This window comes from Paraburkholderia sp. RL18-085-BIA-A, assembly GCF_046027075.1.
GTDB lineage: Bacteria > Pseudomonadota > Gammaproteobacteria > Burkholderiales > Burkholderiaceae > Paraburkholderia.
The window spans coordinates 1-24,430 of sequence record NZ_JARESU010000124.1; the positions used below are offsets into that span (position 1 = coordinate 1).

Annotated in this window: 19 protein-coding genes and 1 pseudogene; 3 read left to right on the forward strand and 17 right to left on the reverse strand. The window is 62.5% G+C overall.

Translation table 11 applies throughout. The annotated features are described in order from the left end of the window. Nucleotides 1-75: 75 nt before the first annotated feature. The 8 genes from P0D89_RS41505 to ilvD form a co-directional block, all read right to left on the reverse strand. Complete coding sequence (locus P0D89_RS41505; protein ID WP_408364784.1) at nt 76-1,266, reverse strand: porin; 1,191 nt, start codon at nt 1,264-1,266, stop codon at nt 76-78. 124 nt (nt 1,267-1,390) lie between these two features. Then, nucleotides 1,391-2,785: an MFS transporter gene (locus P0D89_RS41510; protein WP_408364786.1), complete on the reverse strand. Its 1,395-nt coding sequence runs from the start codon at nt 2,783-2,785 to the stop codon at nt 1,391-1,393. 145 nt (nt 2,786-2,930) lie between these two features. After that, the gene (locus P0D89_RS41515) at nt 2,931-4,232 is read right to left on the reverse strand and encodes an FAD-dependent oxidoreductase (protein WP_408364788.1); all 1,302 of its coding nucleotides are present in this window, start codon (nt 4,230-4,232) and stop codon (nt 2,931-2,933) included. Between the two features lie 61 nt (nt 4,233-4,293). Then, nucleotides 4,294-4,752 carry an aconitase X swivel domain-containing protein gene (locus P0D89_RS41520; RefSeq protein WP_408364790.1) on the reverse strand — a complete coding sequence of 153 codons (459 nt, stop codon included), beginning with the start codon at nt 4,750-4,752 and terminating at the stop codon, nt 4,294-4,296. Continuing rightward, nucleotides 4,749-6,032: an aconitase X gene (locus P0D89_RS41525; RefSeq protein WP_408364792.1), complete on the reverse strand. Its 1,284-nt coding sequence runs from the start codon at nt 6,030-6,032 to the stop codon at nt 4,749-4,751. The genes P0D89_RS41520 and P0D89_RS41525 overlap by 4 nt, the downstream gene beginning before the upstream one ends. Next, nucleotides 6,033-6,938 (reverse strand): TauD/TfdA dioxygenase family protein, encoded by a 906-nt coding sequence (locus P0D89_RS41530; protein WP_408378460.1) that lies wholly within the window; start codon nt 6,936-6,938, stop codon nt 6,033-6,035. It lies immediately after the preceding gene. Continuing rightward, nucleotides 6,928-8,313, reverse strand: coding sequence for an MFS transporter (locus tag P0D89_RS41535; RefSeq protein WP_408364796.1), 1,386 nt, complete (start codon nt 8,311-8,313; stop codon nt 6,928-6,930). The genes P0D89_RS41530 and P0D89_RS41535 overlap by 11 nt, the downstream gene beginning before the upstream one ends. 1 nt (nt 8,314) lies before the next feature. Beyond that, nucleotides 8,315-10,030, reverse strand: a complete 1,716-nt coding sequence (gene ilvD / locus P0D89_RS41540; protein WP_408364798.1) for a dihydroxy-acid dehydratase — start codon at nt 10,028-10,030, stop codon at nt 8,315-8,317. Between the two features lie 88 nt (nt 10,031-10,118). Here ilvD and P0D89_RS41545 point away from each other — a divergent pair, with 88 nt between their 5' ends. Then, nucleotides 10,119-11,084, forward strand: coding sequence for a LysR family transcriptional regulator (locus tag P0D89_RS41545; RefSeq protein WP_408364799.1), 966 nt, complete (start codon nt 10,119-10,121; stop codon nt 11,082-11,084). Here the strand turns inward: P0D89_RS41545 and P0D89_RS41550 are convergent. From P0D89_RS41550 to P0D89_RS41565, 4 genes are all read right to left on the reverse strand, one after another. Next, a complete protein-coding gene (locus P0D89_RS41550) occupies nt 11,081-12,034 on the reverse strand; it encodes a PDR/VanB family oxidoreductase (RefSeq protein WP_408364801.1) in 954 nt (317 codons plus the stop codon). The genes P0D89_RS41545 and P0D89_RS41550 overlap by 4 nt on opposite strands. After that, nucleotides 12,031-13,083, reverse strand: coding sequence for a Rieske 2Fe-2S domain-containing protein (locus tag P0D89_RS41555; protein ID WP_408364803.1), 1,053 nt, complete (start codon nt 13,081-13,083; stop codon nt 12,031-12,033). The genes P0D89_RS41550 and P0D89_RS41555 overlap by 4 nt, the downstream gene beginning before the upstream one ends. Nucleotides 13,084-13,161: 78 nt before the next feature. Next, entirely contained in the window at nt 13,162-13,914 is a 753-nt protein-coding gene (locus P0D89_RS41560) for a GntR family transcriptional regulator (RefSeq protein ID WP_408364805.1), read from the reverse strand. A 259-nt stretch (nt 13,915-14,173) separates the two neighbouring features. Next, on the reverse strand, nt 14,174-15,589 hold the full coding sequence (locus P0D89_RS41565) for an MFS transporter (protein ID WP_408364807.1): 1,416 nt from the start codon (nt 15,587-15,589) through the stop codon (nt 14,174-14,176). 55 nt (nt 15,590-15,644) lie between these two features. Between P0D89_RS41565 and P0D89_RS41570 the strand changes: the two genes are divergently transcribed. Continuing rightward, nucleotides 15,645-16,661 (forward strand): LysR family transcriptional regulator, encoded by a 1,017-nt coding sequence (locus P0D89_RS41570; RefSeq protein WP_408364809.1) that lies wholly within the window; start codon nt 15,645-15,647, stop codon nt 16,659-16,661. Here the strand turns inward: P0D89_RS41570 and P0D89_RS41575 are convergent. From P0D89_RS41575 to P0D89_RS41585, 3 genes are all read right to left on the reverse strand, one after another. Then, on the reverse strand, nt 16,658-17,761 hold the full coding sequence (locus P0D89_RS41575; RefSeq protein ID WP_408364811.1) for a porin: 1,104 nt from the start codon (nt 17,759-17,761) through the stop codon (nt 16,658-16,660). The genes P0D89_RS41570 and P0D89_RS41575 overlap by 4 nt on opposite strands. Nucleotides 17,762-17,877: 116 nt before the next feature. Continuing rightward, a complete protein-coding gene (locus P0D89_RS41580; RefSeq protein ID WP_408364813.1) occupies nt 17,878-18,945 on the reverse strand; it encodes an amidohydrolase family protein in 1,068 nt (355 codons plus the stop codon). Between the two features lie 51 nt (nt 18,946-18,996). Further along, nucleotides 18,997-20,394 (reverse strand): MFS transporter, encoded by a 1,398-nt coding sequence (locus P0D89_RS41585; protein WP_408364815.1) that lies wholly within the window; start codon nt 20,392-20,394, stop codon nt 18,997-18,999. Nucleotides 20,395-21,201: 807 nt separating this feature from the next. Between P0D89_RS41585 and P0D89_RS41590 the strand changes: the two are divergent. Continuing rightward, nucleotides 21,202-21,378 (forward strand): annotated as a pseudogene (locus P0D89_RS41590) (M20/M25/M40 family metallo-hydrolase); the annotation flags it as partial. Between the two features lie 429 nt (nt 21,379-21,807). On the opposite strand, the gene phoU reads toward P0D89_RS41590, so the two are convergent. Together phoU and P0D89_RS41600 are read right to left on the reverse strand one after the other, a co-directional pair. Further along, a complete protein-coding gene (gene phoU, locus P0D89_RS41595) occupies nt 21,808-22,521 on the reverse strand; it encodes a phosphate signaling complex protein PhoU (protein ID WP_408364821.1) in 714 nt (237 codons plus the stop codon). A 226-nt stretch (nt 22,522-22,747) separates the two neighbouring features. Further along, nucleotides 22,748-24,163, reverse strand: coding sequence for a putative bifunctional diguanylate cyclase/phosphodiesterase (locus P0D89_RS41600; RefSeq protein ID WP_408364817.1), 1,416 nt, complete (start codon nt 24,161-24,163; stop codon nt 22,748-22,750). Nucleotides 24,164-24,430: the final 267 nt, after the last annotated feature.

Consider the following 24,430-nt stretch of genomic DNA (forward strand, 5'->3'; position numbering starts at 1 on the left):
GCTAAAAGCCCCGCTTAAATACGCTTTGGCCTGGTCTAACTGTGGGGGGCGCGGCCTCGCTGGGGGCGCTCCCGCTCAGAACCGATGCCGCAGGCCGCCGATCAGCGCCAGCTGACTATTCCGCCCTACCCCCGCCGGTCCGAAAACGTTGATTGCGACCACGCTCGCGTCTCCCGCCAGACGCTGATAGACCGCCGACAGGTGTATGTCAGTCCGCTTGGAAAGCAAATAGCTGATGCCCGCATTGACCTGGTGCCACTTCGGCCGGTCGCCCGTGGCGAACGATGTGGCGCCACTGCCGGTGTAGCCGTCCCCGTCGGTGTAGATGTATCCGATACCCGCAGAAAGAGCCGGCGTCACCAGATAGCGGCCGTTGATTTCGTAGTTGTCCACCCGCAGGTGATGTGCGCCGCGATAGTCGAGACGCGTATCCGTGACGACGAAATTCACCGTCGCCGGGCCGATGGCGTAGCCAGCGCCGAGCGCATAGATGCGCTGCCGCTCGACGAAGCCAGCGTTATAGAAGATGCTGGTCGACCCGCTATATTCGTCGCCGACTGCGCCATTCGGGTTGGTCGACGTCGCGAGGCCCGCCGACGGGTTACTCAGATTCAGGAAGCTCGCCACGACATGCAGCGGGCCATTGGCATAATCGAGCCCAAAGCCGTACGCGCGATTGTTTGCAAAGCCCGCGCCGTTCGCGCCCGCCGCCTGATTGCTGAAGGCATACAACGCACCGAGTCTCAACCCGCTGAGCGGAGAGACTTCGTACTTGGCTGTGTTGTTCAAGCGGAATGTCTGGAACGTGTCGTCGACATCGCCAATATGCGCGCCATAGATGCTTCCGAACTGAAGCCACGACAACAACGGCGCCACGTAGTCGAACGTGTAGTCATATTGCCGTCCCATCGTGAGCGTGCCGTATGTCTTGCTCGACACGCCCACATACGCCTGCCGTCCGAAAAGGCGGCCGCCTTGCGAAGACGTGCCGTTGATGCCGCTAAATCCCGATTCGAGCCGGAACACCGCGGCCATGCCGCCGCCCAGGTCTTCCGTCCCGTAAAAGCCCCAACGATCGCCGCTGCCGAAACCCGTCGCCGCGGACCAGCGTTGCGCGCCTTTCGCGGTAATCGACGATGCGACTGAATTTGTATAGGCAATGCCGTTATCGATAATGCCGTAGAGCGTCACTGAGCTTTGTGCCTGAGCGGCGGTGGACGCGATACAGGCGTACAGAACCGCAGCAGCGCAAACTGCTGTCTTCATTGTCTATCTCCGGTATGGTTCGTTATGTTGTTATCGTTCGAGTCCTGCGTCGGCAAGCTCCGCACGCGCCGAAGGAAACAGGCGCTGCACGGTCAATACCTTGACAGGTAGAAGGCTTGATCCCTCAGTGGTCAGCCGCAGTCTTGGCGGGCTGGAAATGCACGCCCTCTCCCGATGGCTCCGCGTCTGCGTTCGTTCGATAGACCCGCCCGAGTACGAACGACAGCACGGCAACCGCGATGACCGGAATCGCAGCAATGCGGAACAGGTCCTGCACGGGCAAGTGCGCGCCGATCAACATCCCGCCGATCATCGGACCGGCAATCGAACCGATCTTCGCGATGCCGATTGCTGACCCGGTGCCTTTCGAGCGAAAGCTGGTCGGATAGACCATCGACGCCACGGCGTTCAGACCGGACTGCGTGCCCGCGACGCAGAAACCAACGCCGAACACCGCGGCCACGAGGAGGCCAGCGTCCAGTCCCATGCCGAGCGACGCAACCAGCGGAAAGCCTATGACCGGAAGACACGTGATCAGCAGCACGCCGCGCCTGTCGACGAAACGCATCAGCACCAGGCCGCCCGCGGTGCCGCCGATCGAGAATAGCGTCGTCATCAAGGCAGCCTGACGCGGTGCTACGCCAACGGCTTCGATGAGAACCGGCAGCCAGTTCTGCAGGAAGAACAGCGCCATCGAATTCGCGATGTAAGCAAGCCACAGTACCGGCGTCACATAGCGCAACCGGCCTGCAAACAGAAGTCGCGGTGAGAACTGGCTGAACCTCTGTTCATCCGCGACGACGAAGGTCGCATCCTGCGGCAGGTCCAGATCGGGCCGCACGCGCCGCGCGGTGGCGGCGATGCCACGCAATGGCCAGCCTTTGAGCACCTGGAAGCGCAGCGACTCCGGCATCACGATTGCAGCCGCGATAGCCACCACTAGCGGAGCAAGCCCGCCAATCACGAATACTGCTGGCCAGCCGAAATGCGGCACCAGCCACACCGCCACACCACCGCCGAAGCCTGCCCCGAGTGTGTAACCCGTGAACATCAGCGTGACCCAGGTTGCACGCAGGCGCTTCGGCGCGAACTCAGAGACAAGCACGAACGCATTCGGCACAGCGCCGCCGATGCCGATACCTGCCGCAAAGCGCAACCACAGCAGTTCGTGGACCTGTGTCGTCCACGCCGTCGCGAGCGTGATCAGGCCGTACCAGCAGGCACCCAGCAGGATTGCGCGCTTGCGTCCAATCCTGTCGCCGACATAGCCGAACAGGATCGATCCCACCATGATGCCGAAGATGTTCGCGCCGAATACCGGTCCGAGCGCGCCTCGCTCGATGTGCCATGCCTTGATCAGCGACGGCGCGGCGAACGCAAGCGCGCTCAGTTCGTAGCCGTCGGTGAGCATCACGAGCCACGTCGAAAAAATCAGGACGATCGCGAACCAGCCGACCTTCTGTTCATCGATCAGACGCGATACATCCACGGTGCGTCCGTCAGCTGCCAGTTGAGTCATGTCTCCTCCTTTGCGTCCGCAGCGGCAGTCGAAGTCACTTCGACAGGCGGCGAATCTTCAGTATTGCGATCAGAGATCCACTAGGCGTGCTGTGTGTCTTCTGTGTGCACACGGTGCATCGCCCGGGAAATCTGTCGCGCCGGCATCAGTTCTTCAGATGCGGCGGATCGATCCGCTCGACGTTGTCGTAGAGACGCTCGCGCAGCATCGCGCGGTCTATCTCGTGGACATTGCCGCCATCGGCGAGATCGAGCGAATGCGCCGCGGCCGCGCCCATCGCGATGCAAGGACCCATCACCCGCACACTGGAAAGCGCTGTCGCATCGGCGTCGATACAACGGCCGACCGCGATCAGATTGTCCGCATCTTTCGCCAGCAGGCTGCCGAGCGGCACGGTATGGAGGTGATCGTCGCCGAAGGGTTTCCACTCGTAACCCTCGGCGCGGTCGTGCAGTTCGATCGGCCACGAAGTGCGCGCCACAGCGTCGGGGAATTTCGTCGCGGAGATCACTTCTTTCGACGTCAACTGCTGCGTGCCGACGATCCAGCGCGTCTGACGGATACCCGGCAAGCCGTAGCTGCGAATCCGCGCGTTTTTATAGATGTGCGGATACTCGCCGAGCAGGAACTGGAAGGCACTGTCCGCCTGGTTGCGTCCCACCAGCGCACTCTTCGATGCCGCCATCGGTTCGAGCGGCGTTTCCACGTGAGTCATATTCACGATGCCGACATTGCGGCCGCGGAAGTAGAACACGAGACCGTCCTTGCGCTCCAGCCCGTAGGCGCCGGCTCGGGCTTCCACGCGCTCGCGGAACGCGGCAGGCGTCGGCAGATCGGTTTCGTCGAGGTTTTCCAGCACGACCATCTGCGTGCCCTGGACCGGCGTCACAGGCTCCTGACAGTCGAGACCAGCGAGCCACGTGAGGGCCGCATCGCCACTCGCATCGATGAAGCCGTTCCCGCTCACGCGCACGTCGCCATAACGGGTTGCGACGTCGAGTTCACGCAGCCGGCGACCTTCACGCACGACATCGCGTAGCACTGCGCCCAGCACGACGGTGATACCCGCATCGAGAATCTTCTGCTCGATCCAGCGCGCGAGCGCAACCTCGTCGTACAGAACGACCGTGGTGAGCGGACCTTCCTTGTAGTGCAGCGCGCCCTTCTCGCCGAGGTCGCGCAGGATGCCGTCGGCGATGCCGTGCGTCACCTGGTAGCGCTTCGGGCCATTCGAGAACAGGCCACAAAACGTGCCGATGATCGAATTGACGGCCTGACCGCCGAGCGCAGGCATGCTGTCGACCAGTACCACCTTGCGGCCGAGCGCGGCGGCTTCAAGGGCAGCCGAGGTGCCGGCAATGCCGGCCCCGACGACGCAGATATCGGCGTCGAGCTTCCAGCCGGTCGAATTGGCGTCGCGGCGGACGGTGCGGGTGCTGGTTGTCAAAACGTTTCTCCGTGTATGAAAAAGACAAAAATGCCCGGACTTGCCGGCCTTGCTGCGGCCCTCAGCCGCGCTGCTTCTTGATGACTTCGACGATGCCGCGCTCCGCATCGACCTTGACCCAGTCGCCGGTTTCGATCACATCGAGCGGATCGATGTCGAAGCCGGTGAGCGCGGGCGCATGCACCACCACTGCGCCAAGGGCGATCTTGGTGGTCATTTCGTTGAACAGCATGGCCGCCGGCGCCGAACCGGCGAGTCGCGCGATATGGAACTGGCTTGACCAGCCCGACGATCCTTTCGCGCCGGGGAACACCAGCACCTTGCCGGCGAAGCTCTGGCCGCGTAGCTCGTGACGCGTTTCGATGATGGTGCCGGTGCGCGGGTCAATGCCGCCCCAGCCGGAGATGCGATCGCCAGTGACGAGCGCCTCCCCTTCGGCGCTGCCGCCGACCACTTTCCTGCCATGCAGGACAATGGTTTTGCTCTTGCTATCGGTGTTCATCGCTGTGTCCGTACTCATGCGAAAGCTCCGCTCCAACGGCCCGTCACCGCAGCCTGAATGCAGTCGGCCGTGGTGCCGAACCAGGCTTCTACGCCCATGATCGCCGGCAGGTAATGCGCCTGTTTCGCCGAATCGACAGCGGCGACACGCGTGCCTTTCGGCATCACGCGGCCCACCGACGAACAGGTATCGGTCATCAGTACGCCGCCCGCGTCCTCGATGATCTTCGTGTAGCCCGCCTGATCGGCGAGCTGTTTGGTCGCCCTGGGCGTGAAGATCCACAGTTCGGTGTCAGGGCTGACGCGCTGGCCTTCGAGTAACTGGCACGCTTCCCAGATCTGCTCGATCGAGTAGTGCGGGCAGCCGAGCATTACGAAATCGACCTCGGTGTGCTTCGCCGTCGTGTTGACACGCTCGTAGGCGAGGCGGCGCTCGGCCTCGCCGTAGCGGATCGTTTCGACTGGCTTGCGGCCGCGCATGGCTGCATCGAGCGTCGGCGCCTCGGGCGTCTGGCCGACCACGTGATACATCTCGACGCCACCCGACGACGCCGCCGCTGCACCGAAGTGCTTGAGCTTCGGCAGGTTCGGCACGTGGCGCAGACCGTTGATCACCGGGATACGGTCCTGCACGATTTCGCCCACGTAGTAGCCGAGCAGGCCCCAGTCCGCTACGGTCTTCACGTCGATGTCGAGTTCGATCAGATGCGTGCCGCCGCGATTCTCTTCGAGGTGAAGGCCCCAGTAGGGGATCTTGCCGGTCAGCATCGCGGCGCCTGCGCTTTCGCGGCCTTCCGCATTCGTGCGCGCGCCGAGCACCGCGTTGATATAGATCACCGCCGACGACTCCATCCAGGCGCAGTGCTCACCCTTGACCGGCACGTTGCCGACCTGATACGGCGCGCACGTGTTGAGCGGCTGGATACCGAGCTTCGCCGTATAGGCTTCTCCCGCGCGGTAGAGCTTCACGATGTCCGAACCGACGTTCTGCCGTTCCGCGTGCTCCGGATCGAGACCTTGCTGCAGATGGCTGCTGAACACCTTTGCTTTCGGCACGGCGACGACATCGGGACTGTCGAGATTGAACTCGGAAAACACCGCATCCAGGCCGCCGTGCTTCGTCGCATAGTCGCGCAGGAATGGCATCGTCGCGCCAACCGTGCCGCAAACGTTGTTCGTATCGACGAGGCGCTCTGCCCCCAGCGCCGTGCCATAACGTACCAGCAGGTCCATCGCGCGCTGGACGGCCGGACCGTCACGGCCATCGAGCATCGCCTGTTCTTCATCGTTCAGACGCATTTATGCGGCTCCCTGTGCAAACTGAAGGTCGATGGGGTCGTGATCCGCATCGAGCGTGGTCGCGCGGCGCAGTTCGCGGCGTACCGACAGGTCATGACGACGCCCTCGATGCAGCGTGCAGCGGTTGTCCCAGATCACCAGATCGCCGGGCTGCCACTCGTGCGAATAGACGAACTGCCGCTGGGTCGCGTGTTCGAGCAGGTCCATCAGCAGCACGCGGCCTTCGGCGATCGTCTGGCCAACGACATGCGTCGTGTGCGCGCCGATGAACAGATGCCGGCGCCCCGATCCCGCGTGGGTCCGCACGAGTGGCCAGCGGACCGGTGGCAGCGCATTGCGCTGTGCTTCGCTGTAGTCGCTGTCGCCAAGCAGGAAGCGCGAGTAGAGCGCGTAGTGCTCAGCTTCGAGTCCTTCGAGCTCTTGCCTGTCGTACTCAGGCAGCGCGTCCCAGGCGGCGCGCATGTCGGCGAACTCGGTGGCGCCGCCCCACTCCGGTACCACGACCGCGTGCAACATCGAATAGCGCGCGGAGGGCTTCTGGAACGAGCTGTCGCTATGCCACAACTGGTTCGCGAGATTGCCGACCACGCGCCGGTGGGCGCGATCCGCAATCTCGCCGCTTTCGTCGAGGTTCGAGATGTCGGCGAGTTCCTGCGACGCGAGCCGTGCGTGCGGACGGGCCACTCGCTTGAAGCCGAGATCGAGTGGCCCCAGCGAGCGGGCGAAGGCAAGCTGCTGATCGGGCGTGAGCGGCTGGCCGCGGAAGATCAGCACGGCATACCGGTTCATCGCTGCATCGATGGCGTGGGCCGCGGTGGGCGCGAGCGGCGCGGCCAGTTCGATTCCGCTCGCGAAGCCGACAAAGCCGGGCCGCTGCGGGTCGAATGGGATGACATCAAGCGACATGGACAGCTCCTGATTGATGGTTGCCCGAGACGACGTCATCGTCGCCGGGACGATGCAGGCGACCGAGCACGAAGGCCAGCACAGCGACGAGCGCGACTGGCACGGCGCCAAGATAAAAAAGCTGTTGCACCGGCAAGTGCGCGGACAGCAGCATCCCGCCGATCACCGGCCCGGAGATCGCGCCGATCTTCTGGATCCCAACAGCCGCGCCGGTTCCCTTGGCGCGTAGCGCGGTCGGGTAGACAAGCGCCGCGATCGCATTCAGGCCGAACTGCGTGCCGACCACGGCGAAGCCGATCAGGAACACGGCCGCGATGAGCATCGGTTCGGGCATGCCGACGCCGAGCAGCGCGACAAGCGGCGTGCCGACCAAAGGCAGCACAGTGATGATGACGGCACCGCGCGTGTCGACGAAGCGCATCAGCGCCAGGCCGCCGAGTGTGCCACCGACCTGGAACATCGCTGACACGAGCGCTGCGCGCTGGGGCGGCAGGCCAACACTTTCGATCAGCATCGGCAGCCAGCTATTGAGGAAGAAGAGCGCCATCGAGTTGGCGATATACACGGCCCACAGCACTGGCGTCAGCGCACGCAGGCGGCCTGCGAACAACAGCCGGAGCGACGCGTTCTGGCGCGAGCGCCCGGCGCCTTGCAACTCCCGCCCGATCACGAAACGTGTCTGCGGTGCAATCGCGAGATCGGGTGCGAGGCGCTTGACGATGCGCGCGACCTCGTCGTTGCGGTCGCCCCTGAGCGTCAGGAAGCGAATCGATTCGGGTACGGTCAGCCACAGCATCAAGCCCGTCAAGAGCGGCGCAATCCCGCCTATCACGAACACGATCTGCCAGCCGAAGCGCGGCACCAGCCACGCCGATACCAGCCCGCCAACGCCGCTGCCGATCGTGTAGCCCGTATACATCAGCGTGACCCAGGTAGCGCGCCTTCGCTTCGGCGCGAACTCGGTCATGTAAGCGATCGCGTTGGGCACCACGCCGCCGATTCCGATGCCGGCCAGGAAGCGCAGGATCAGCAAATGGTCGAGTTCGGTCGCGCGCGACGCCGCGAGTGTGAATGCCGACAACACGAAACTGCCGATCACGATGGTCCGCTTGCGGCCGATCACATCGCCGAGATAGCCGAGCGCGAACGCACCGATCATCGTGCCGAACACGAACGCGCCGAACACAGGACCGAGCGCGCCGTGGCCGAGGTGCCACGCCCGGCTGAGCGCGGGGGCTGCGAATGCCATCGCGCCGAGGTCATAGCCTTCGGTCAGCATCATCGCCGCCATCGCAAGAATCAACGTGACGGAGAAGCCGCCGCCCTTCTGCCGCTCGATGACCGTATTGATATCAACTGTCGGCTGGGCGCTCATCTCAGACCTCCTTCGTGGTCTTGCTGGCGGTCAGGACAGCACCCTGCGGCATCGAGCTAACGTTCGCGCGGTAGATCTTCAGCCAGCCGGTATCGTTGACGGGTGCGGGACGCCGCCATGCCGCCCGGCGGCGCTGCAGTTCCGCTTCGTCGACCTGCAGGTCGCAGACGCGGCGGTCCAGATCGATGTTGATGAGGTCGCCGTCTTCCACCAGCGCGAGCGGTCCACCGGTGGCGGCTTCGGGTGAGACTTCCGCTACCACGAGGCCCTTGCAGACGAGGCCGGACAAATGACCGTCCGTCAGCATCGCGACTTTCTCGGACAGGCCAGCACCGTCGATCGCGAACACCACCCGCGACGCGCCGCCGCCCATTGCAGGACCACCGCACACGCCGGCGCCGCGCATCACGACCACCGCGCCAGGCTGAATCGTGCCGTCCTTGATCGCGGCGATGGCGTCGTCGGACGTGGAATAGCAGAGCGCCGGACCGGTGAACGCACGCGTCTTGTCAGGCGAGATGCCGAATTTGACGATGCCTGCCTGCGGCGCGAGATTGCCGCGCACCAGGACGATCGCCGGTTGCTTCGCAAACGCGCGCTCTGGCGTGCGAATCACTTCATCATCGGCCACCTGTACCTGTCGAAGGTTGTCGGCGACCGTGCGGCCGGTGACCGTGAGCGCACCGGTATCGAGCCACGGTTCGAGGCGCTTCATGACAGCCCTGCCGCCGCCGGCCGCTTCCAGCTGTTCGATGGTGTCGCGACCCACCGGCCGCACGCCGGTCAGCACCGGAATGCGCGCGGCGTGCTTTTCGAACAGTGCGTAGACATCGACATCGATCTGTCCTTCCGCCGCGATCGCCTGCATGTGTTTGACGGAGTTGATCGAGCCGCCGACCGCGAGGATCGTCATTACCGCGTTGGAGAACGCGCCCGGCGTCAGGATGTCGCGCGGCTTCAGGTCCTCACGCACCATTTCCACGATTCGCGCACCCGCTTCGCGCACGAAGGCGAACATCCGCTCGCTGTTGGCGGCGATCGGTGTGCTGCCCGGCAACGACATGCCGAGCGCCTCGCTCACCATGTGCATCGAATTCGCGGTGCCAAGCCCGGAGCACACCCCGGGGCCCCGAATCGCGTTGCGGCTCATGCCAATCAGGTCTTCCTCCGACAGCTTGCCGGTCAGCGCGTGCATCGCGCCGACGAAGACGTCTTCGATATCGACGTGCTCGCCGCGGTATTCGCCGCTCGGCTGATAGCCGCATGCCACCACGATGCTCGGAATGTTCAGCCGCGCGGCTGCCATCAACTGGCCTGGAACGGTCTTGTCGCACGAGGCGAGGCACACCATGCCGTCGAGGAGCGCGCCCTCCACGGCCACTTCGATGTCGTTCGTCACCAGATCGCGCGCCGCGAGCATATAGGCGCCGCGTGCGCCCGCGCCGGTGATGAAATCGCTCGGCGCTGCCGTGCGGATCTCGAACGGCAGCGCGCCGGCCGCGCGGATCGCGTCCTTCAGTTGCGCAGCAATGCCATCGAGGTGACTGAAACAGGTTGCGAGTTCGGACGACGAGTTGACGATCGCGATCTTCGGCTTTTCGAGGTCTTCCTCGCTGATACCGAGGTTGCGCCACTGCGCCGCGCGCACGGCTCCGAGATAGGACCCACGGGGGAAATTGCTGCGCAACGGTCGTTGTGGCTTGTGTCCTTCGGACATGGTGTCTCACTCCTTTTTGTTGAAGACGATGGTAGAAAGCGGGCTAAAATCCGTCAATCATGTAACGCTGATAGGTATCATCCAATCCATGGATATTCGTCAAGTCGACCTGAATCTGCTCAAGGTGTTCGATGCCTTGGCAAAGAAACGCCATGTGACACAGGCTGGCGTGAGCATCGGACTGAGCCAGCCGGCGATGAGCTATGCGCTCGCCAGGCTCCGCGACCTGTTCGAGGATCCGCTGTTCGTTCGCACGGGCCACGGCATGGAGCCGACCCCACGCGCGCAGTCGCTCATCGATCCTGTCGCGCGGGTGCTCGAACTGGTTCAGAACGACATTCTGCCGGCGCCGGAATTTCGGCCCGGAGAATCGTCTCGCACTTTCGTGCTTTGCATGTCGGATATTGGAGAGATGGTGTTCCTGCCGCGGCTGTTGCGGTACCTCGACGCGCAGGCACCCAATGTGCGGATCAAGACCGTGGCGCTCAGCACGCCGGAACTGGAACAGGGTCTCAGTTCGGGAGACGTGGATCTTGCGGTGGGATATTTCCCGGGACTGGAGGGTGCTTCGATACGGCGCAAGGCGCTCTATCGGCATTCATTTGTGTGTATCGCGCGTGAAGATCATCCGCACATCGGCGATACGCTATCGCTCGAGCAGTATCTTGCCGCATCGCATGCGATGGTGCGTCCCGAGGGACGCACCCAGGATATCCTCGAACGCGCTCAGGCGCGGCTCGGCATCCGTGTGAACGTGCGCTTCAGCCTGCCCCGCTTCATGGGCATTCCGTTCATCGTGGCAGGCTCGGACACGATCGCCGCGGTGCCGCTCGCAGTGGGGCGCCGCTTCGCGGAATTCGTCAACGTGAAGTTGCTACCGTTGCCGTTCCCGGTTCCGAAGTACGACCTGCATCTGCATTGGCACTCGCGCTTTCACCACGAGCCCGCCAACCGCTGGATGCGTGAGGCGATGAGCGAGCTCGTGAAGGGGCCTCAACGGCACGAGCCGCTTGCCAATACGAAGCGTGCGCGCGCGACGGCATCCGGCTCCTAGAGATCGAGTACCAGCATCGGCGACTTCGAGCGTGAGCAGCACGGCAGGAACTGGTCGTTGGCACGCCGTTCGTCTTCAGTCAGATAGACATCGCGGTGATCGGGGTCGCCCGACAGAACCCGCGTGAGACAGGTGCCACATACGCCCTCCTCACACGAGGTAGCGACCATCACACCTGCTTCGTCAAGGGCCTTGATCACCGTCTGCCCCGCGCCGACATCGACGATCCGGCCGCTTCTCGCGAGCTTGACCTGGAACGGACCGTCCGCATCCGTGCTGCCGCTCGCCGGCGCCGCCGTGAAATATTCGCGGTGAACGCTCGCGCTGTTCCAGCCGAGTTGCCGCGCCTGGTCGAGCACAACCTCGATGAAGCCGCCCGGACCGCAGACGTATAGATGCTTGCCCGGCTCGGGATCCCTCAATACCTTCGACAGATCGATACGCTCAGCGAGCGGAACGTTGTCGAAATACAGACGGGTGTGCCCCTTGAGATGCGCTTCGTCGAAACGCTCGCGAAACGCGGCGCGATCTGGCTCGCGCGTGCAGTAATGCAGTTCGAACGAAGCGCCGGTATGCGCTAGTCGCTCGGCCATGCTGAGAATCGGCGTCACGCCGATACCCCCGGCAAGAAGTATCGAATGCGTTGCGTCTTGCGACAGCGGAAAGTGATTCTTCGGCACGCCGATCTCGATCAGCGTGCCCTCGGGCAAGCTGTGCATCGCGCTCGAGCCGCCGCGCGACGTCGGCTCGAGCAGCACCCCGATCAGATACCGATGCTGCTCGCCCGGGCTGTTGCATAGCGAATACTGCCGTATCAGCCCATGGCCGAGGTGCACGTCGATATGCGCCCCTGCGGAAAACGCCGGCAACGACGCGCCAGCGGGGTCGGCTAGCTCGAACGCACTGATGTTGCGCGCCACTGCGAATTTGCGCGTAATTCTGACTTTCATGAGCCTGCCACCTCCGGCGCGGCCTCGCGCTCCTGTTTGAGAAGCCGGTCGATGACCTTGCGCGACTGCACCCCGCCCGCATCGATATTCAAGCTCATGATCCGGCGCGACGGATGGAGGAGCAGATTGCGCTGTTGCGCTTCAAGGACCGCGAGGTCTTCGGAAAAAATCTTGCCCTGGCCCTCACGGATTTTCGCGGTCAGCTCGTGGTCATGCGGCGCGAAGTTGCGCGCCATGCCCCAGAAGTACCAGATCGACGTGTCGGTCTCAGGCGTGATGAAATCGACGACGATGCTGCCCGCTTTGTGCTCCTTCGGCGCGTTGTAGCCGCCGTGCCCGGCGTGAGCCACACCGACTTCGATCAGAACGTGGCTTGGCGGCGTGAAGCGGCAGATCTGCCAGCGGTCGCACGGGATGTCGTCGGCCAGTCCGTTGCCGCGTAGCGCAGTGGCCCAGAACGGGGGCGGCATGATGTTCGTCATATGGCGGCTCGTGATCACGGTGTCGCCCTCGATGTGTGTTGCCGGCGGTGCTTCCTCGATCTCCGGTTGCCCGATGCTGCTGGCATGGACGTAGGTCTCATGCGTCAGGTCCATCAGGTTGTCGATCATGAGCCGGTAATCGCAATTGATGTGGTAGAGGCCACCGCCATAGGCCCATTCGGGGTTCTCCGCCCACTCGAGATGGTGGATCTTCGACGGGTCGGCAAGCGCTTCCTCGCCGGGCCACACCCAGATGAAGCCGTAGCGTTCGACGGCCGGGTAGCGGCGGATCGTCGGAATGCCGCCGACGCGCTGTCCGGTCATGGCCGCGCATTTGCCGTTCGCGCCCATTACGAGGCCGTGATAACCGCAGACGAGCTGACCGTCGCGCACAAAGCCGAGCGAGAGCGCCGCACCACGATGCGGACAGAAATCCTCGACCGCGGCGACCTTGCCTTCGGGTCCGCGGAAGAACACCATTTTCTCGCCGCAGATCGTGCGACCGAGCGGCTTGCCGTCGATCTCATCGGGCGTACAGGCTACATACCAAGTATTTTTCAGGTGCATCGATGTCTCCTGGGAGTACTGATTGTATGAGTTTGATATTGTGGCGACAGGGGTGGGTGCGCCCGCCAAAGGCGCGCCTTAACGATCGACAGGCAGGCGAATCAGCCTTCCGCCGGGAACCCGTTTCATCGCTTTCTGATTTTCCAGCGCGGCTCGCAGGTTCCGGTGGGCAATGCGCGCATGTTCGCGCATCAATGCCTCGGCGCGCGCGCCTTCGCGGTTGCCGATTGCCTCGACGACCGCGCGGTGCTGCGCCTGCGCGATCAACAGCATTTCGCGCGCGCTCGCATCGATCGACTGCACCATCACGAACGCGCTCGGTGAAGCGAATGGCATGCTCATCGCCTTGTCGATCTGACGCTCGATGACGCCGCTGTCGCACGCGGCTGCAAGCAGCGCGTGTAGACGCCGGTTCGCATCGACGTAGGCCGAAAAAGTGTCGTCGGTCAGTTCGACGGCGAGGATCGTGTCGATCTCGTCGACGCATTGGTGCAACTTCTGCAGGTGCGCAGGATCGACGCCGCGTTCGGCCGCCAGTCGGGCGGCCAGGCCCTCGAGCGTGCCACGCAACTCGATTGAGTCGCCGATCTCGGTGACGGTAAATGAACGCACCGCGAAACCGCCCGATGCAATCGGCTCGAGCAGTCCTTCATCCTGCAAGCGGATCAGCGCGGCGCGCACGGGCGTGCGCGACACGCCCAGACGCTCGACCACCCATAGTTCGGAAATTCGGGCGCCCGCCTGCAGATGGCCTTCCACGATCAACTCGCGCAGACCGAGAAGCGCCCGTTCCGTTTGTGACGCGCTTCCCGGGACTTTGGCTCGATGCATATCCGATGCTTCAGACCCTTCGCGGTCAGCTAGATCAGCCGGCGACGATTCATCGGCAGCGTGGCGCGCTTCAACATTGCGAGTCGCCCCCGAGGGCAAACGGCTGTGGCTCATGCTTGGGTCTGTGCGATGTAATTGGCTTGATTGTATACAGCGAAATGGCATTCGCAACGAAAATCCAGTTAGTTCACGGGTAATCCCTAGGGTTATATGCTGCATTTTCTCAATCCTGTACACAACTATGCACGCCAGAGTTCCCTTAACGTGCCCTCGTCATGCGCACGGCGCCGACAACAACGCCCATTGCCGACGAAATCGCGCCGAAGAAGAGGGCAACCGATGCGCCATGCGGTCCGCAAATGTCGAAGACCATGGCAGCCAGCGCCGCACCGAACGTCATGCCCACCATCCGCGACATGGTCATCAAGCCGCCCGCCGCGCCGCTGCGTTCGTGCGGCGCCGAGGTGAGCATGATCCGGTTGTTCGGCGTCTGGAAAAAGCCAAAGCCCATGCCGCAGACCGCGACCCGCCACACGATGTCCAGATTCGACGGCGCGGACGGCAGCGCAGTGAGCAACACGAGGCCGAGCGTCATGATGGCGAGTCCAATGCCGCCGAGAAGACCTGGGGTATAGCGTTCCGAGAGCCGTCCCGCAAGCGGGGCCACGAAGACGATCACGAATGGCCATGGGGTAATCAGCAACCCGGTTGTCGTCGCGCTGCGCGCGAACTCGTGTTGCAACACGAATGGCAACGCCAGAAGAGCGAGCGTCTGCGCCGTGTACGAGCAGATCGAGGTGAGCGCCGATAGCGACAGGACCGGAATGCGCAGCAGGTCAAGCGGCAGCAACGGCGCGGTGCGCCTGCGCTGGTGACGGACGAGCGCCGCTGCGGCAAGACACGCAAACACGATCTCGATGGCCGGCACGAGATACGCGCTTTCACCGGCTCTTCCGCTTTCAACATTTGGGGCGCCCAGGCCGCCGACGCCGATGATGAAGAGTGCGATCGTGACCGCATTGAGGAACGCAGCGGTCAAATCGAAACGGCGCGCCATGGGTTCACTGCGCGGCAGAATCGCGCCTGCCAGCCCCATCGCGAAAACGCCGAGCGGAAGGTTGATCGCAAAGAGCCACCGCCATCCGCCAATCGAGAGAATTCCGGCGGCGACGGTCGGCCCGAGCGCCGCCGATACCGCAACGGTCAAACCCAGCAGCGCGACGCCGCGGCCGACCTGACCCGGCGGAAACACCTTGCGCAGCAATGCCGGCACGATAGTCGACACGCATGCTCCGCCGAGGCCCTGCAACGCGCGTGCGGCGATCAGGAACGGCAGGCTGGACGCGGCAGCGCAGCCGATCGACGCCAGCGTGAATATCGCCAGACCGCCAAGGAAGACACGTTTGTAGCCGAGCATCTCACCAAGCGACGCCAGTGGCAGAACGGCCACCGCGACCGCCAGCTGATACGCGTTGACAACCCACACTGCGTCGGCGGCGGAACTCGACAGGTCGTGCGCAATCGTCGGCAACGCGACATTGGCGATCGACGCGTCGAGATTGCCGAGAAATGTGCCGAGCAGTATCGACAGAACCGCCCACCTGCGCACACGCGATTCGGCTCGGCCTTCGCCGTCGCGGGCCACTGTCGGACGGGCGTATGCAAATCGTTTCATCAATTGGTGTCTTCCACTCATACTTGCTGTTTGATCACACGCACAGCCATCTCACATGCCCAACCGCCCCGCTACTCGACCCGCCGCACCCGGGACGCACGAGCCAGCCAGCGCCAGTCCGCTCCACGCGTTCGCACCATTGCGCCTCGCGCGCAAGCTGCGGCTCAACCAGTTGCTGATCGTCGACAGCGTACTTCAGACCCACTCATTCGCGGTGACTGCCCAACGTCTCGGCATGACGCAGTCGGCAATCACCAAGGCGATCCAGGATCTCGAAAGCTTCTTCGATGCGAAACTGTTCGAGCGCACCAACCGCGGCGTGCGACCTACCGAACTCGGTCTTCGCATGGGCGAGCACACCCGCGTGATGCTCGCCGAGATGCGCTTCATGACAGATTCGCTTAACGCGCTGCGCCTCGGCGACGCCGGTCACGTCGCGATCGGTACGCTGACCACTGCAAGCTCGCGTCTCCTGCCCGATGCCATTCGTGCCCTGCGTATCCGCCATCCGAACATCGGCGTGTCGATCGTCGTCGGCGACCGCGCGCAGTTGTACAGCTACCTGGTCGAAGGACGGATCGACATCGTCATCGGCGCCGTGCCGCCCGCATCATCCGGATCGAACGACCAGGTGGCCTACCAGGTGCTCTATGAGGACGCGCTGTACGTCGTCGCCGGCAGCGAACACCCGCTCGCCGGACGTCGCGCGCTCGGCCTCCACGAATTGCAGTCGTATCCGTGGATCATTCCGCCACGCGAGTCGCTGGTGCGCGTGAAGATCGATCGCCTGTTCACCAGCGCCGGCCTGCAATTGCCGGCCGACCTGATCGAATCGCTTTCGCCGATCACCAACATGGGCCTCTTAATGGACCAGCGATCGCTAGGTTTCATGTCGGCGGGTCTCGCACAACTCTTTCTGACGGCAAGGCTCCTCGTTCGTCTCGACGTCGGCGAACGCTGGAGCTTCGGCGACGTCGGTTATGCGATTCGCGCAAGCCGGCCACCCAGTCTCGCGACCCAGTCGTTCATCGCCTGTTTGAAGGAGCAGGTTCCACCTTCGCCAGCGCCTTAGAAAAAGTGGTGCAGACCAATGCGCGCCACCGCCTGCGCGTTGCTGTTCGACGGCGACAACCCATTCACCACGGCAAACTGCGCGGCGCCGCCTGCGCGCTGCCAGGCTGCCGCCGCATAGACCGTGGTTGCTTTCGACAGGAAGTGCATATAGATCAGGTTGACCTGATTCCAGTGATCGGCATCGAGCTTCGAGTACGTGTATGACACCCCGACCGTGTCGAAGGGCGAAAGGAAGGTGTCGAGACCGCCCTCCGCGCTCCAGATTGAAGCGGTGCCGCGCGGCGTTGTGAACTTGACGTTCGAATACATCGCGTGCGGCCCGAACAGGCTGCCCGTGTAGCGCCCGGAAACGCCATAGCTGCGCGTCTGATCCGCGTTGAACATCGCGTAGGTTGCGCCGGGTGCCGCCGGATTCGCGCTCAGCCCCTGTCCAAGCAGGCTGCTGAGGCCGAGCGTCTGCCCAAGGTTGAACGAGCGATTGTTCGACACCGTATAGGCCGCCGCCAGCAGGGCCGGACCATTCGCATAGCGCGCACCGAAGCTGTATGAACGGCCACCGTTGAAGTTGCCTGGCTGACCGCCGAATCCGTTGATCACACCTAGCGTCAAGCCGTGAAACGCAGGCGTTTCATACTTGACTGCGTTGTCGATCTGAAACTGGTTCGCCTGGTTGTCGAGATTGCCGGGATGGAAGAAATACGACGAACCGAGAAAACCGCTGCTGCTCGCACGCAGATACTCGTACATGAAGTCGGGAATGTGGCCGAGCGTGAGCGTACCCTGCGGCGCGGAAAGCGCAACGTACGCATAGCGGCTGAAGAGAACGCCGCTGCGTTTGAAACTGCCGTCATTCAGATTGAAGCCGTTTTCCAGCACGAAAGTCGCCTTGAGATTGCCTCCGAGGTCCTCAACGCCGCGAAAGCCCCACCGATCCGGCGAGCGGTTGCCCGTATCGAGCCGCACATTGTTGCCGCCGCGTTCGTTGGTCACGTAAGTCACGCCTGCGTCAACGCCGCCGTACAGCGTGACTGAACTTTGCGCGAACGCCTGGGTGCTCGCGAGTGCCAGCAAGGTCATATTCAACAGGACTTTTTTCATCTGGTCTCCATTTTTATGCGCGTGCAGACGCACCGCGGGCGTGCGCCCGCGGTGTCAGGCACGCTGTTATCGGATTGGGAAGGCCGCGGCCGCGACAGACGGCAGCCTGATGCGCGTTACTTGATCCGGAACACGCGTTGCGCGTTGGTTTCGAAGAAGCGCTTCTTGTCGGCCATGCTCATCGGCAAGCCGTCCAGTGCAATGACCTCGTCGATGGCGTGCTGGTACGGGTAGTCCATCGCATACATCACACGATCCATGCCGAGCAGGTCCTGAGTGAACCTGATCGCCGGTCCCCAGGCAACGCCGCTATTGGTGATGACGAAGTTCTCGCGCAGATAGTCGCTCGGCTTCTTCTTCAACGGTTTCATCGATGCATAGCGCTCGGACACCACCGTCGCGCGATGCATGTAGTCGAGCCGATAGGCCCAGAATGGCAGCGCTTCACCCATATGGCCGAGGATCACCTGCAGCTTCGGGAACCGGTCGAATACGCCAGCGGTAATCATCCGCAGCGCGTGCATGCCCGTCTCGACGCCGAAGCCATAGATCGCGCCGTCGAGTCCGCATTCGAGGAACGGCTGGATCATGTTGCGCGGCGGCGTATTCGGATGCAGATAGATGGGTGTGTCGTTCGCCTCGGCCGCTTCCAGGATCTCCCAGAACTTCTGGTCGGAGAGATACTCGCCGTGCGTGTGCGAATTGATGATCACGCCGGTCAGCCCGAGTTGCTTGATGCCGCGCTCGATTTCCAGCGCCGCTTCCCGCGGATTTTGCGGCGCCACCGCGACCATGCCCGAGAAGCGCGTCGGATGGTTGCGTACGGCCTCGGCCAGTTCGTCGTTTGCCGTGCGCGCAAACGAAACGGCGGACTCTGCATCCATGATCTGCACGCCGGGCGAGGTCAGCGCAATGATCTGCCTGTCGATGCCGGCCTCGTCCATGTGCTGCAGCCGTTTCTCGCCGAGGTCTTGCAGGCATTCAATGATATGCCGTGCACGTGCGCTCTGGCTGCTCATGTAGAAACCCATGAGGCTGACGAAGCCCGGATCGGGATCGGGTCCCTGGAGAATCTTCCTGTACATCTCCAGCATTTCCGCGGGCGCGAATGCTTCCTCGGTGGCGATGCGTGCGTATTCGGCCTTGGCCGGGCGAAGTGCCTGTTTCGTTTCAGGATGGTTCATGTCTGGATGGTCTCTGGTTGCGGATGATTACCGCTAAATGGATACGACGGATCAAGTGCGTTTCGCGACCGGCAACTGCCCGCAGGCCGCATCCGGCTCCTGCTGGTCGTGATGTGTGAAGTGAGGGTTATCGCGTGAAAAGAGACGGGACAGAGCGAACGCCGCTGCCGCTGACACCAGCGCGGGCAGCGCGCCGAGGAACAGCAGATCCTGTGCGGGCCAGCTCATCGCGAGCAGCATGCCGCCGACGAGCGGACCGACGACCGAGCCGATCCGTCCGATCCCAAGTCCCCACCCCATGCCAGTCGAGCGCATGAAGGTCGGATAGACGCGGCTCGCGATCGCATGCGTGCCGGCCTGCCCGCCGACGACGCCGACTCCGGCACCGGCGGTCGCGACAATCAGCAGATACGGGTTATCGAGCGACAGGCCGATCGCGCCAATCGAAGCCGCGCCGAACAGGAAAAGAAGCGTCAGCACTCGCGCCGGGTTGTAGCGTTCAAGCACGGTGCCGAGCGCAATGCTCGCGACCGTGCCGGCGATCTGCAATGCGGAGGTCGCATAAACCGACGACTGCATCGAAACGCCGGCGCGTGTGAGCACGGTAGGCAACCAGCTCGCGAAAAAATAGATTTGCAGCAGACAGGTGAAATAGATCGCCCAGATCAGCAGCGTCGGGACAGCGCGGCCCTGCGCGAACAGATGCCGCACCGTCAGGCCAGGCGCCTTCTCTTCGTTCGCGACCCACCTCGTGTGCTCATTGCACTGCAGTCCCGGGCAGACGCGCCGCATCAGTGTCGCAAGCTCGGCCCCCTTCGATTCGCGCACAGCGCGAAACCGGATCGACTCGGGCAACGCAAGCAGCGTGATAGCGCTAAGCGCGAGCGAGAGCCCGCCGCCGATCTGAAACACGATCGGCCAGCCGTGGCTTTTCAGAAGCACACCCGCAACAAGGCCACCCAACGCCGATCCCACCGAAATGCCGCACGCGGTGATCATCACGACGAGGGCCCGCAGACGGCTCGGGCTGTATTCGGCACACAGCGCCAGTGCGTTGGGAATGATTCCGCCGAGCGCGATTCCCGCGACGACGCGCAACACCATCAATTCCGAAAGCGAACTCACTGACGACATCGCAAGCGTCGCCGCGCCGACGATGGCAGTGCATATGACGATGATCTTCCGGCGGCCGACGTAATCGGCGATCGATCCAAGGCCAAGCGCGCCGAACGCCATGCCGATCAGTCCCGCCGAGAATGCGGGCGCAAAAGTGGACGGCGCGATGTTCCACTGCCGGCTCATCGCCGGAACGACGTAGCCGAGCGCCTGAGCGTCGAAGCCATCGGCGAGCAGGCACAGAAAGCACAGCGCGAAAACGAGCAACTGGAAGCGATGGACCGGTCGAGCGTCGATCGCATCTGATAGATTAAGAGAGTCTGGGGGTGTCAAGCGGGTCTCCTTAGCCTTCTGTTCGGCCAACATGTTTTAGTAGATGCAGTATGGATATGCCTGACAAGAAAGACGACTGAAAAAAATGGCCTCAGACTTTCTCAATTGGAATATCTGGTCGGACTGCCTTGTGCAACTGGCGCGGCCTATGGCAAGTACCGTTCCGGGAGTCGTCCGCTGCCGCGCGAGAGAGCCTTGCAGGCTTCGTGCGGATTGCGTTCTCCTCCGAGCATGCTTGGTTGGACACAGATGATCTGATCCAACTCGGTCTTGCGGACGCGCTCGACAGCCAGTGGTACCCGGTCGATGTCGTCAAGAACCTGGGGGGAAGCGTAAGCGGTCGGCTTTAGCACGAACTCCGGCCCGTCGATCTTTTACAGGGGCGGCAGCAGCGGGTCGAAGAATAGGGGTAGGAAACGGCGATCGACGTCCCCCCTCCTCACCCGGTGTGCAGTTTTCCCGCGACGGGATCTCCAGTCAGTTGTTTCCACATCGGGATTGGCGTGCCAATCGAAGGGCCTCGGACATCGTGAACAGCCCAAGATTAGCGAAGAAGGCTTCTGAAGCCTGTTTTTCGTGCCGGCTGCCATTCGTGGCGAGCCGCGATTTTGCTAAGGACAGGGTGCGCGGATCCCATCGAGGCTGCGGGCTTGCTTCGGCAACTGCCCCTCTGGCAAGCCGGATACATGCATGCAGATCGGTTTCGCATCACGAACAAGAAGCTTGCAAAAGGCGTCGGGTCCATACAAGCACGAAAAGGACGAATACCCCTTTCTTGAAGCGCTGCTGCCGCCCCACACGCGCAAACGCAAGGTTGCGTTCGGCACCGAGGGCGGGCTGTTTTCGACGCGTCTGGCGGTGCCGACGGTCGTCTGCGGCCCCGGCGACATCGACGTCGCGCACAAACCGGACGAATACGTCGCGCTCGCGCAGCTCGACGCGTGCGATGCGTTTCTCGCGCGGCTGATCGGCGGGTTGCAGTAGCGCGTCTTACGCTTCTGTCGGCACGCACTGCCTGGTTGCGACCGCGACGCGCGTGCCGTACTGCACCGCCGATGACGCCGCGACCGAGAGCGCGAACGAGAAGCACCCGAGCACCACGCCGCCAGGCATAAGCGACGAGGAAGTCCGCCCCGTGAGTTCGATGCGACGACACGCACAGCACGACGCCAGGCAGCGGGAACACCGCGAGCAGTCCGCTCCATCGCGAGATGTTCGGTCTCGCGTGACAGCTCGCCGACGCTCGCTATTGATGAAGTAGGTGCGGTACATTTTCATCTTTCTCACATTCTGCGAGCTCAGCCACAAAGAACGCGTGGCCCCCTCAAGAATGTCATCATTTCGTTGTCGGCGCAGTAGCAAAGCGCGAACAGCCATCGAAGCGGGGTCGAGTGGCCGGCTCCTGTGAGGGCCCTAGCCTGACTTACCCAAGGCATCGCGCTCAAGCTGCTCTCGGGATACATGACGGACGTCAGTACCCCGTACAACGTAGACAACAGACTCGGCGATATTGGTCGCGTGGTCGCCGATGCGCTCGATGGCCTTTGCTATGAACAGGTAGTCCAGTCCAATCGAGATTGTCCGTGGGTCTTCCGTCATGTACGAGACCAGCTTGCGCACGAAAGCCCGGAACTCGTTATCGATGGCTTCGTCATCCCTGACAATCTGTGCTGCTGCAACGTTATCCATCCGTGCGAATGCGTCCAGCGCTCTACGAAGAATGTGTGCAGCCATTTCTCCGGAAAGCTTGATTTCGGCGATGTTGATGCTTCGCGCGTTCGCTTCCCTCGCGATGCGGCGCGTCCGTTTCGCAATCTTCCGGGCTTCATCGCCTGCGCGCTCGAGGTTGGTGACGCACTTGGACGTAGCCATCAGGAGTCGAAGGTCACGTGCGGCCGGTTGTCGACGAGCGATGATATTGCTAACCTCTTCGTCGATTTCTATTTCCATCGCATTAAGCCGGCGTTCCCCCTCGATGACCTTCTCAACAAGAGCCATATCGAACGTGTTGAGCGCATCCATCGCGCACGCAATCTGCGACTCCACCAGTCCGCCCATTTCGAGCAGCCTGGTTGAAAGCAGATTGAGGTCAGCGTCAAACTGGCTGAAAATATGCTTGTCCGACATTTTCGTTCCTCGTCCAAAAGTGGCCGGTGACGTATTCCTCAGTTCGCCGATGCAATGCGACTGTGACCCATACCCATCACCCGCAGAATGCGTATACAGACCGTTGAAACCATTGATGTTGTCGACATCGACGCCTGGCCGTGTCGTGTCCAGCTGAACCTCGTCCAGCCAGTCTTTGCGCACCCAGACGCATGGTACATCTGCGGTACACAACGCGCCGGGGCAGTTACGCAACGCCCTTGTCCGGAAATCGCCCCGATAGAACCTGGTAGGGTTCGGGCCTGCCTAGCAGGTATCCCTGAATTTCATCACAGTTCGCTGACCGCAAAATGTCCAACTGAGCTTCCGTCTCCACCCCTTCAGCAACGACGACTATATTCAGTTTATGCGCCAGCTCGATGACGGCCTGGACCACGACGTTGGCTGCCTCGTCGGTAGCGACCTCATCCACAAACGACTTGTCCAACTTCAAGACATCCGGCCGGAACCTGGTTACGTAGCTCAAGCTTGAATAACCCGTGCCAAAGTCATCAATGGCGATGCGCACGTTCAGGAGCCGGAGCTGCGCGAGGATTTCCTGCGCGCGTTCGAGACTCTTCATTAACGTAGATTCAGTGATTTCGACCACAAGTTGCGAGCCATCGATGTCGTTCTTCTGCAGAGCGCTCCGAATGGCATCACCAAGCCCCGTATCATGAAATTGTCCGGCGGAAACGTTAATCGACAGAGAGATGTCATGTGCACTTGTCCTGCGAAACTCGGATAGTGCGCCGATCGCCTCCACCACTACCCAGTATCCGACAGGAATGATAAGGCCCGTCTCTTCCAGAAGCGGAACAAATTCACCAGGAGACACCTCGCCCCGCTTCGGGTGATTCCAGCGGAGGAGGGCTTCCATCCCTGTAAGCCGTCCGGACCTGGCGCAAAACTGCGGTTGGTAGAAAAGCACAAACTGCTTATGCCGCACCGCTTCGCGCAACTCTCTTTCGAGTTGCAGACGGTCACGATCGCCTTGTTCCTCCGCCCCAAAAAGCCGATACGCGTTACGGCCGGCCCGCTTCGCTGCATACATCGCAAGGTCCGCACCCGTAAAGAGCGCCTCAGGCGAGTCTCCATGTTCCGGGAAGAGCGCCGCTCCGACCGAAATTGTTACAGAAACGGTCTTGCCCGCTACTAGCAATGGGCGACGGGCGGAAGCAACGAGGCGCTGACACAAGCGGTCAATATCCCGGCGCCCCCATTCGCCCGGTACGATAACGGTGAATTCATCGCAGCCGCCTGGACGCGATGCCACTGCGTTGTCGGGGAGTTCGTCGCAAATGCGTCTGGCAACTTCCGCGATAACGCCATCACCCACCGAGTGACCGGCCGTGTCATTGAGCACCTTGAAACGGTCTAAATCAATGTACAACAGCGTGAAGGGCAACCCGCGCTGACAACTCCCGGAGAGCACCTTCAACATCGCGCGGCGATTCAGCAGTCCGGTGAGGTCATCTGTTTGCGCAAGCGGCGGCGAGGCCGTGTGCCCTTTCAGAGAAGAGGCACCACGCGGCATTTGCAGGCGGACTGCAACATAACAGCCGACGAAAACGCCCAACGTGGAAAGTGCGAGAATCTTTGCGGGCGCTGTTTGAAGGGCCATGACAGGTCGAAAAGAGCCGCAGGCAGCCGCTGCGGCGAGGATGTCAACGCACCCTCGCAGTCGCCGCTGTATGCGTGCCGGTGTGGAGCGCTCGAGTAGGTCCTTTAAGGACCCGTGCCTTAGATTCACCACTTCCGTTTATCTCGTCGGTTTGACGCTCAATGTGGCCCGGCAAAGTGGCTGGGCACGCTAACTTTTGCAACTGCCGGTCCTGAAAGAGGCATCAGTCCAGTTCAGGAAACTGTCGCAGCGGACCCCTCTGAAGAG

Bases quoted from the DNA above. Each gene is read 5' to 3' on its own strand.
- P0D89_RS41530 (WP_408378460.1), bottom strand. From the start codon at position 6,938: ATGTCGCTTGATGTCATCCCATTCGACCCGCAGCGGCCCGGCTTTGTC.
- P0D89_RS41545 (WP_408364799.1), top strand. From the start codon at position 10,119: ATGGATATTCGTCAAGTCGACCTGAATCTGCTCAAGGTGTTCGATGCC.
- P0D89_RS41570 (WP_408364809.1), top strand. From the start codon at position 15,645: ATGCCCAACCGCCCCGCTACTCGACCCGCCGCACCCGGGACGCACGAG.
- P0D89_RS41520 (WP_408364790.1), bottom strand. From the start codon at position 4,752: ATGAGTACGGACACAGCGATGAACACCGATAGCAAGAGCAAAACCATT.
- phoU (WP_408364821.1), bottom strand. From the start codon at position 22,521: ATGTCGGACAAGCATATTTTCAGCCAGTTTGACGCTGACCTCAATCTG.
- P0D89_RS41580 (WP_408364813.1), bottom strand. From the start codon at position 18,945: ATGAACCATCCTGAAACGAAACAGGCACTTCGCCCGGCCAAGGCCGAA.
- ilvD (WP_408364798.1), bottom strand. From the start codon at position 10,030: ATGTCCGAAGGACACAAGCCACAACGACCGTTGCGCAGCAATTTCCCC.
- P0D89_RS41560 (WP_408364805.1), bottom strand. From the start codon at position 13,914: ATGCATCGAGCCAAAGTCCCGGGAAGCGCGTCACAAACGGAACGGGCG.
- P0D89_RS41600 (WP_408364817.1), bottom strand. From the start codon at position 24,163: ATGGCCCTTCAAACAGCGCCCGCAAAGATTCTCGCACTTTCCACGTTG.
- P0D89_RS41505 (WP_408364784.1), bottom strand. From the start codon at position 1,266: ATGAAGACAGCAGTTTGCGCTGCTGCGGTTCTGTACGCCTGTATCGCG.
- P0D89_RS41525 (WP_408364792.1), bottom strand. From the start codon at position 6,032: ATGCGTCTGAACGATGAAGAACAGGCGATGCTCGATGGCCGTGACGGT.
- P0D89_RS41555 (WP_408364803.1), bottom strand. From the start codon at position 13,083: ATGCACCTGAAAAATACTTGGTATGTAGCCTGTACGCCCGATGAGATC.
- P0D89_RS41535 (WP_408364796.1), bottom strand. From the start codon at position 8,313: ATGAGCGCCCAGCCGACAGTTGATATCAATACGGTCATCGAGCGGCAG.
- P0D89_RS41510 (WP_408364786.1), bottom strand. From the start codon at position 2,785: ATGACTCAACTGGCAGCTGACGGACGCACCGTGGATGTATCGCGTCTG.
- P0D89_RS41550 (WP_408364801.1), bottom strand. From the start codon at position 12,034: ATGAAAGTCAGAATTACGCGCAAATTCGCAGTGGCGCGCAACATCAGT.
- P0D89_RS41575 (WP_408364811.1), bottom strand. From the start codon at position 17,761: ATGAAAAAAGTCCTGTTGAATATGACCTTGCTGGCACTCGCGAGCACC.
- P0D89_RS41565 (WP_408364807.1), bottom strand. From the start codon at position 15,589: ATGAAACGATTTGCATACGCCCGTCCGACAGTGGCCCGCGACGGCGAA.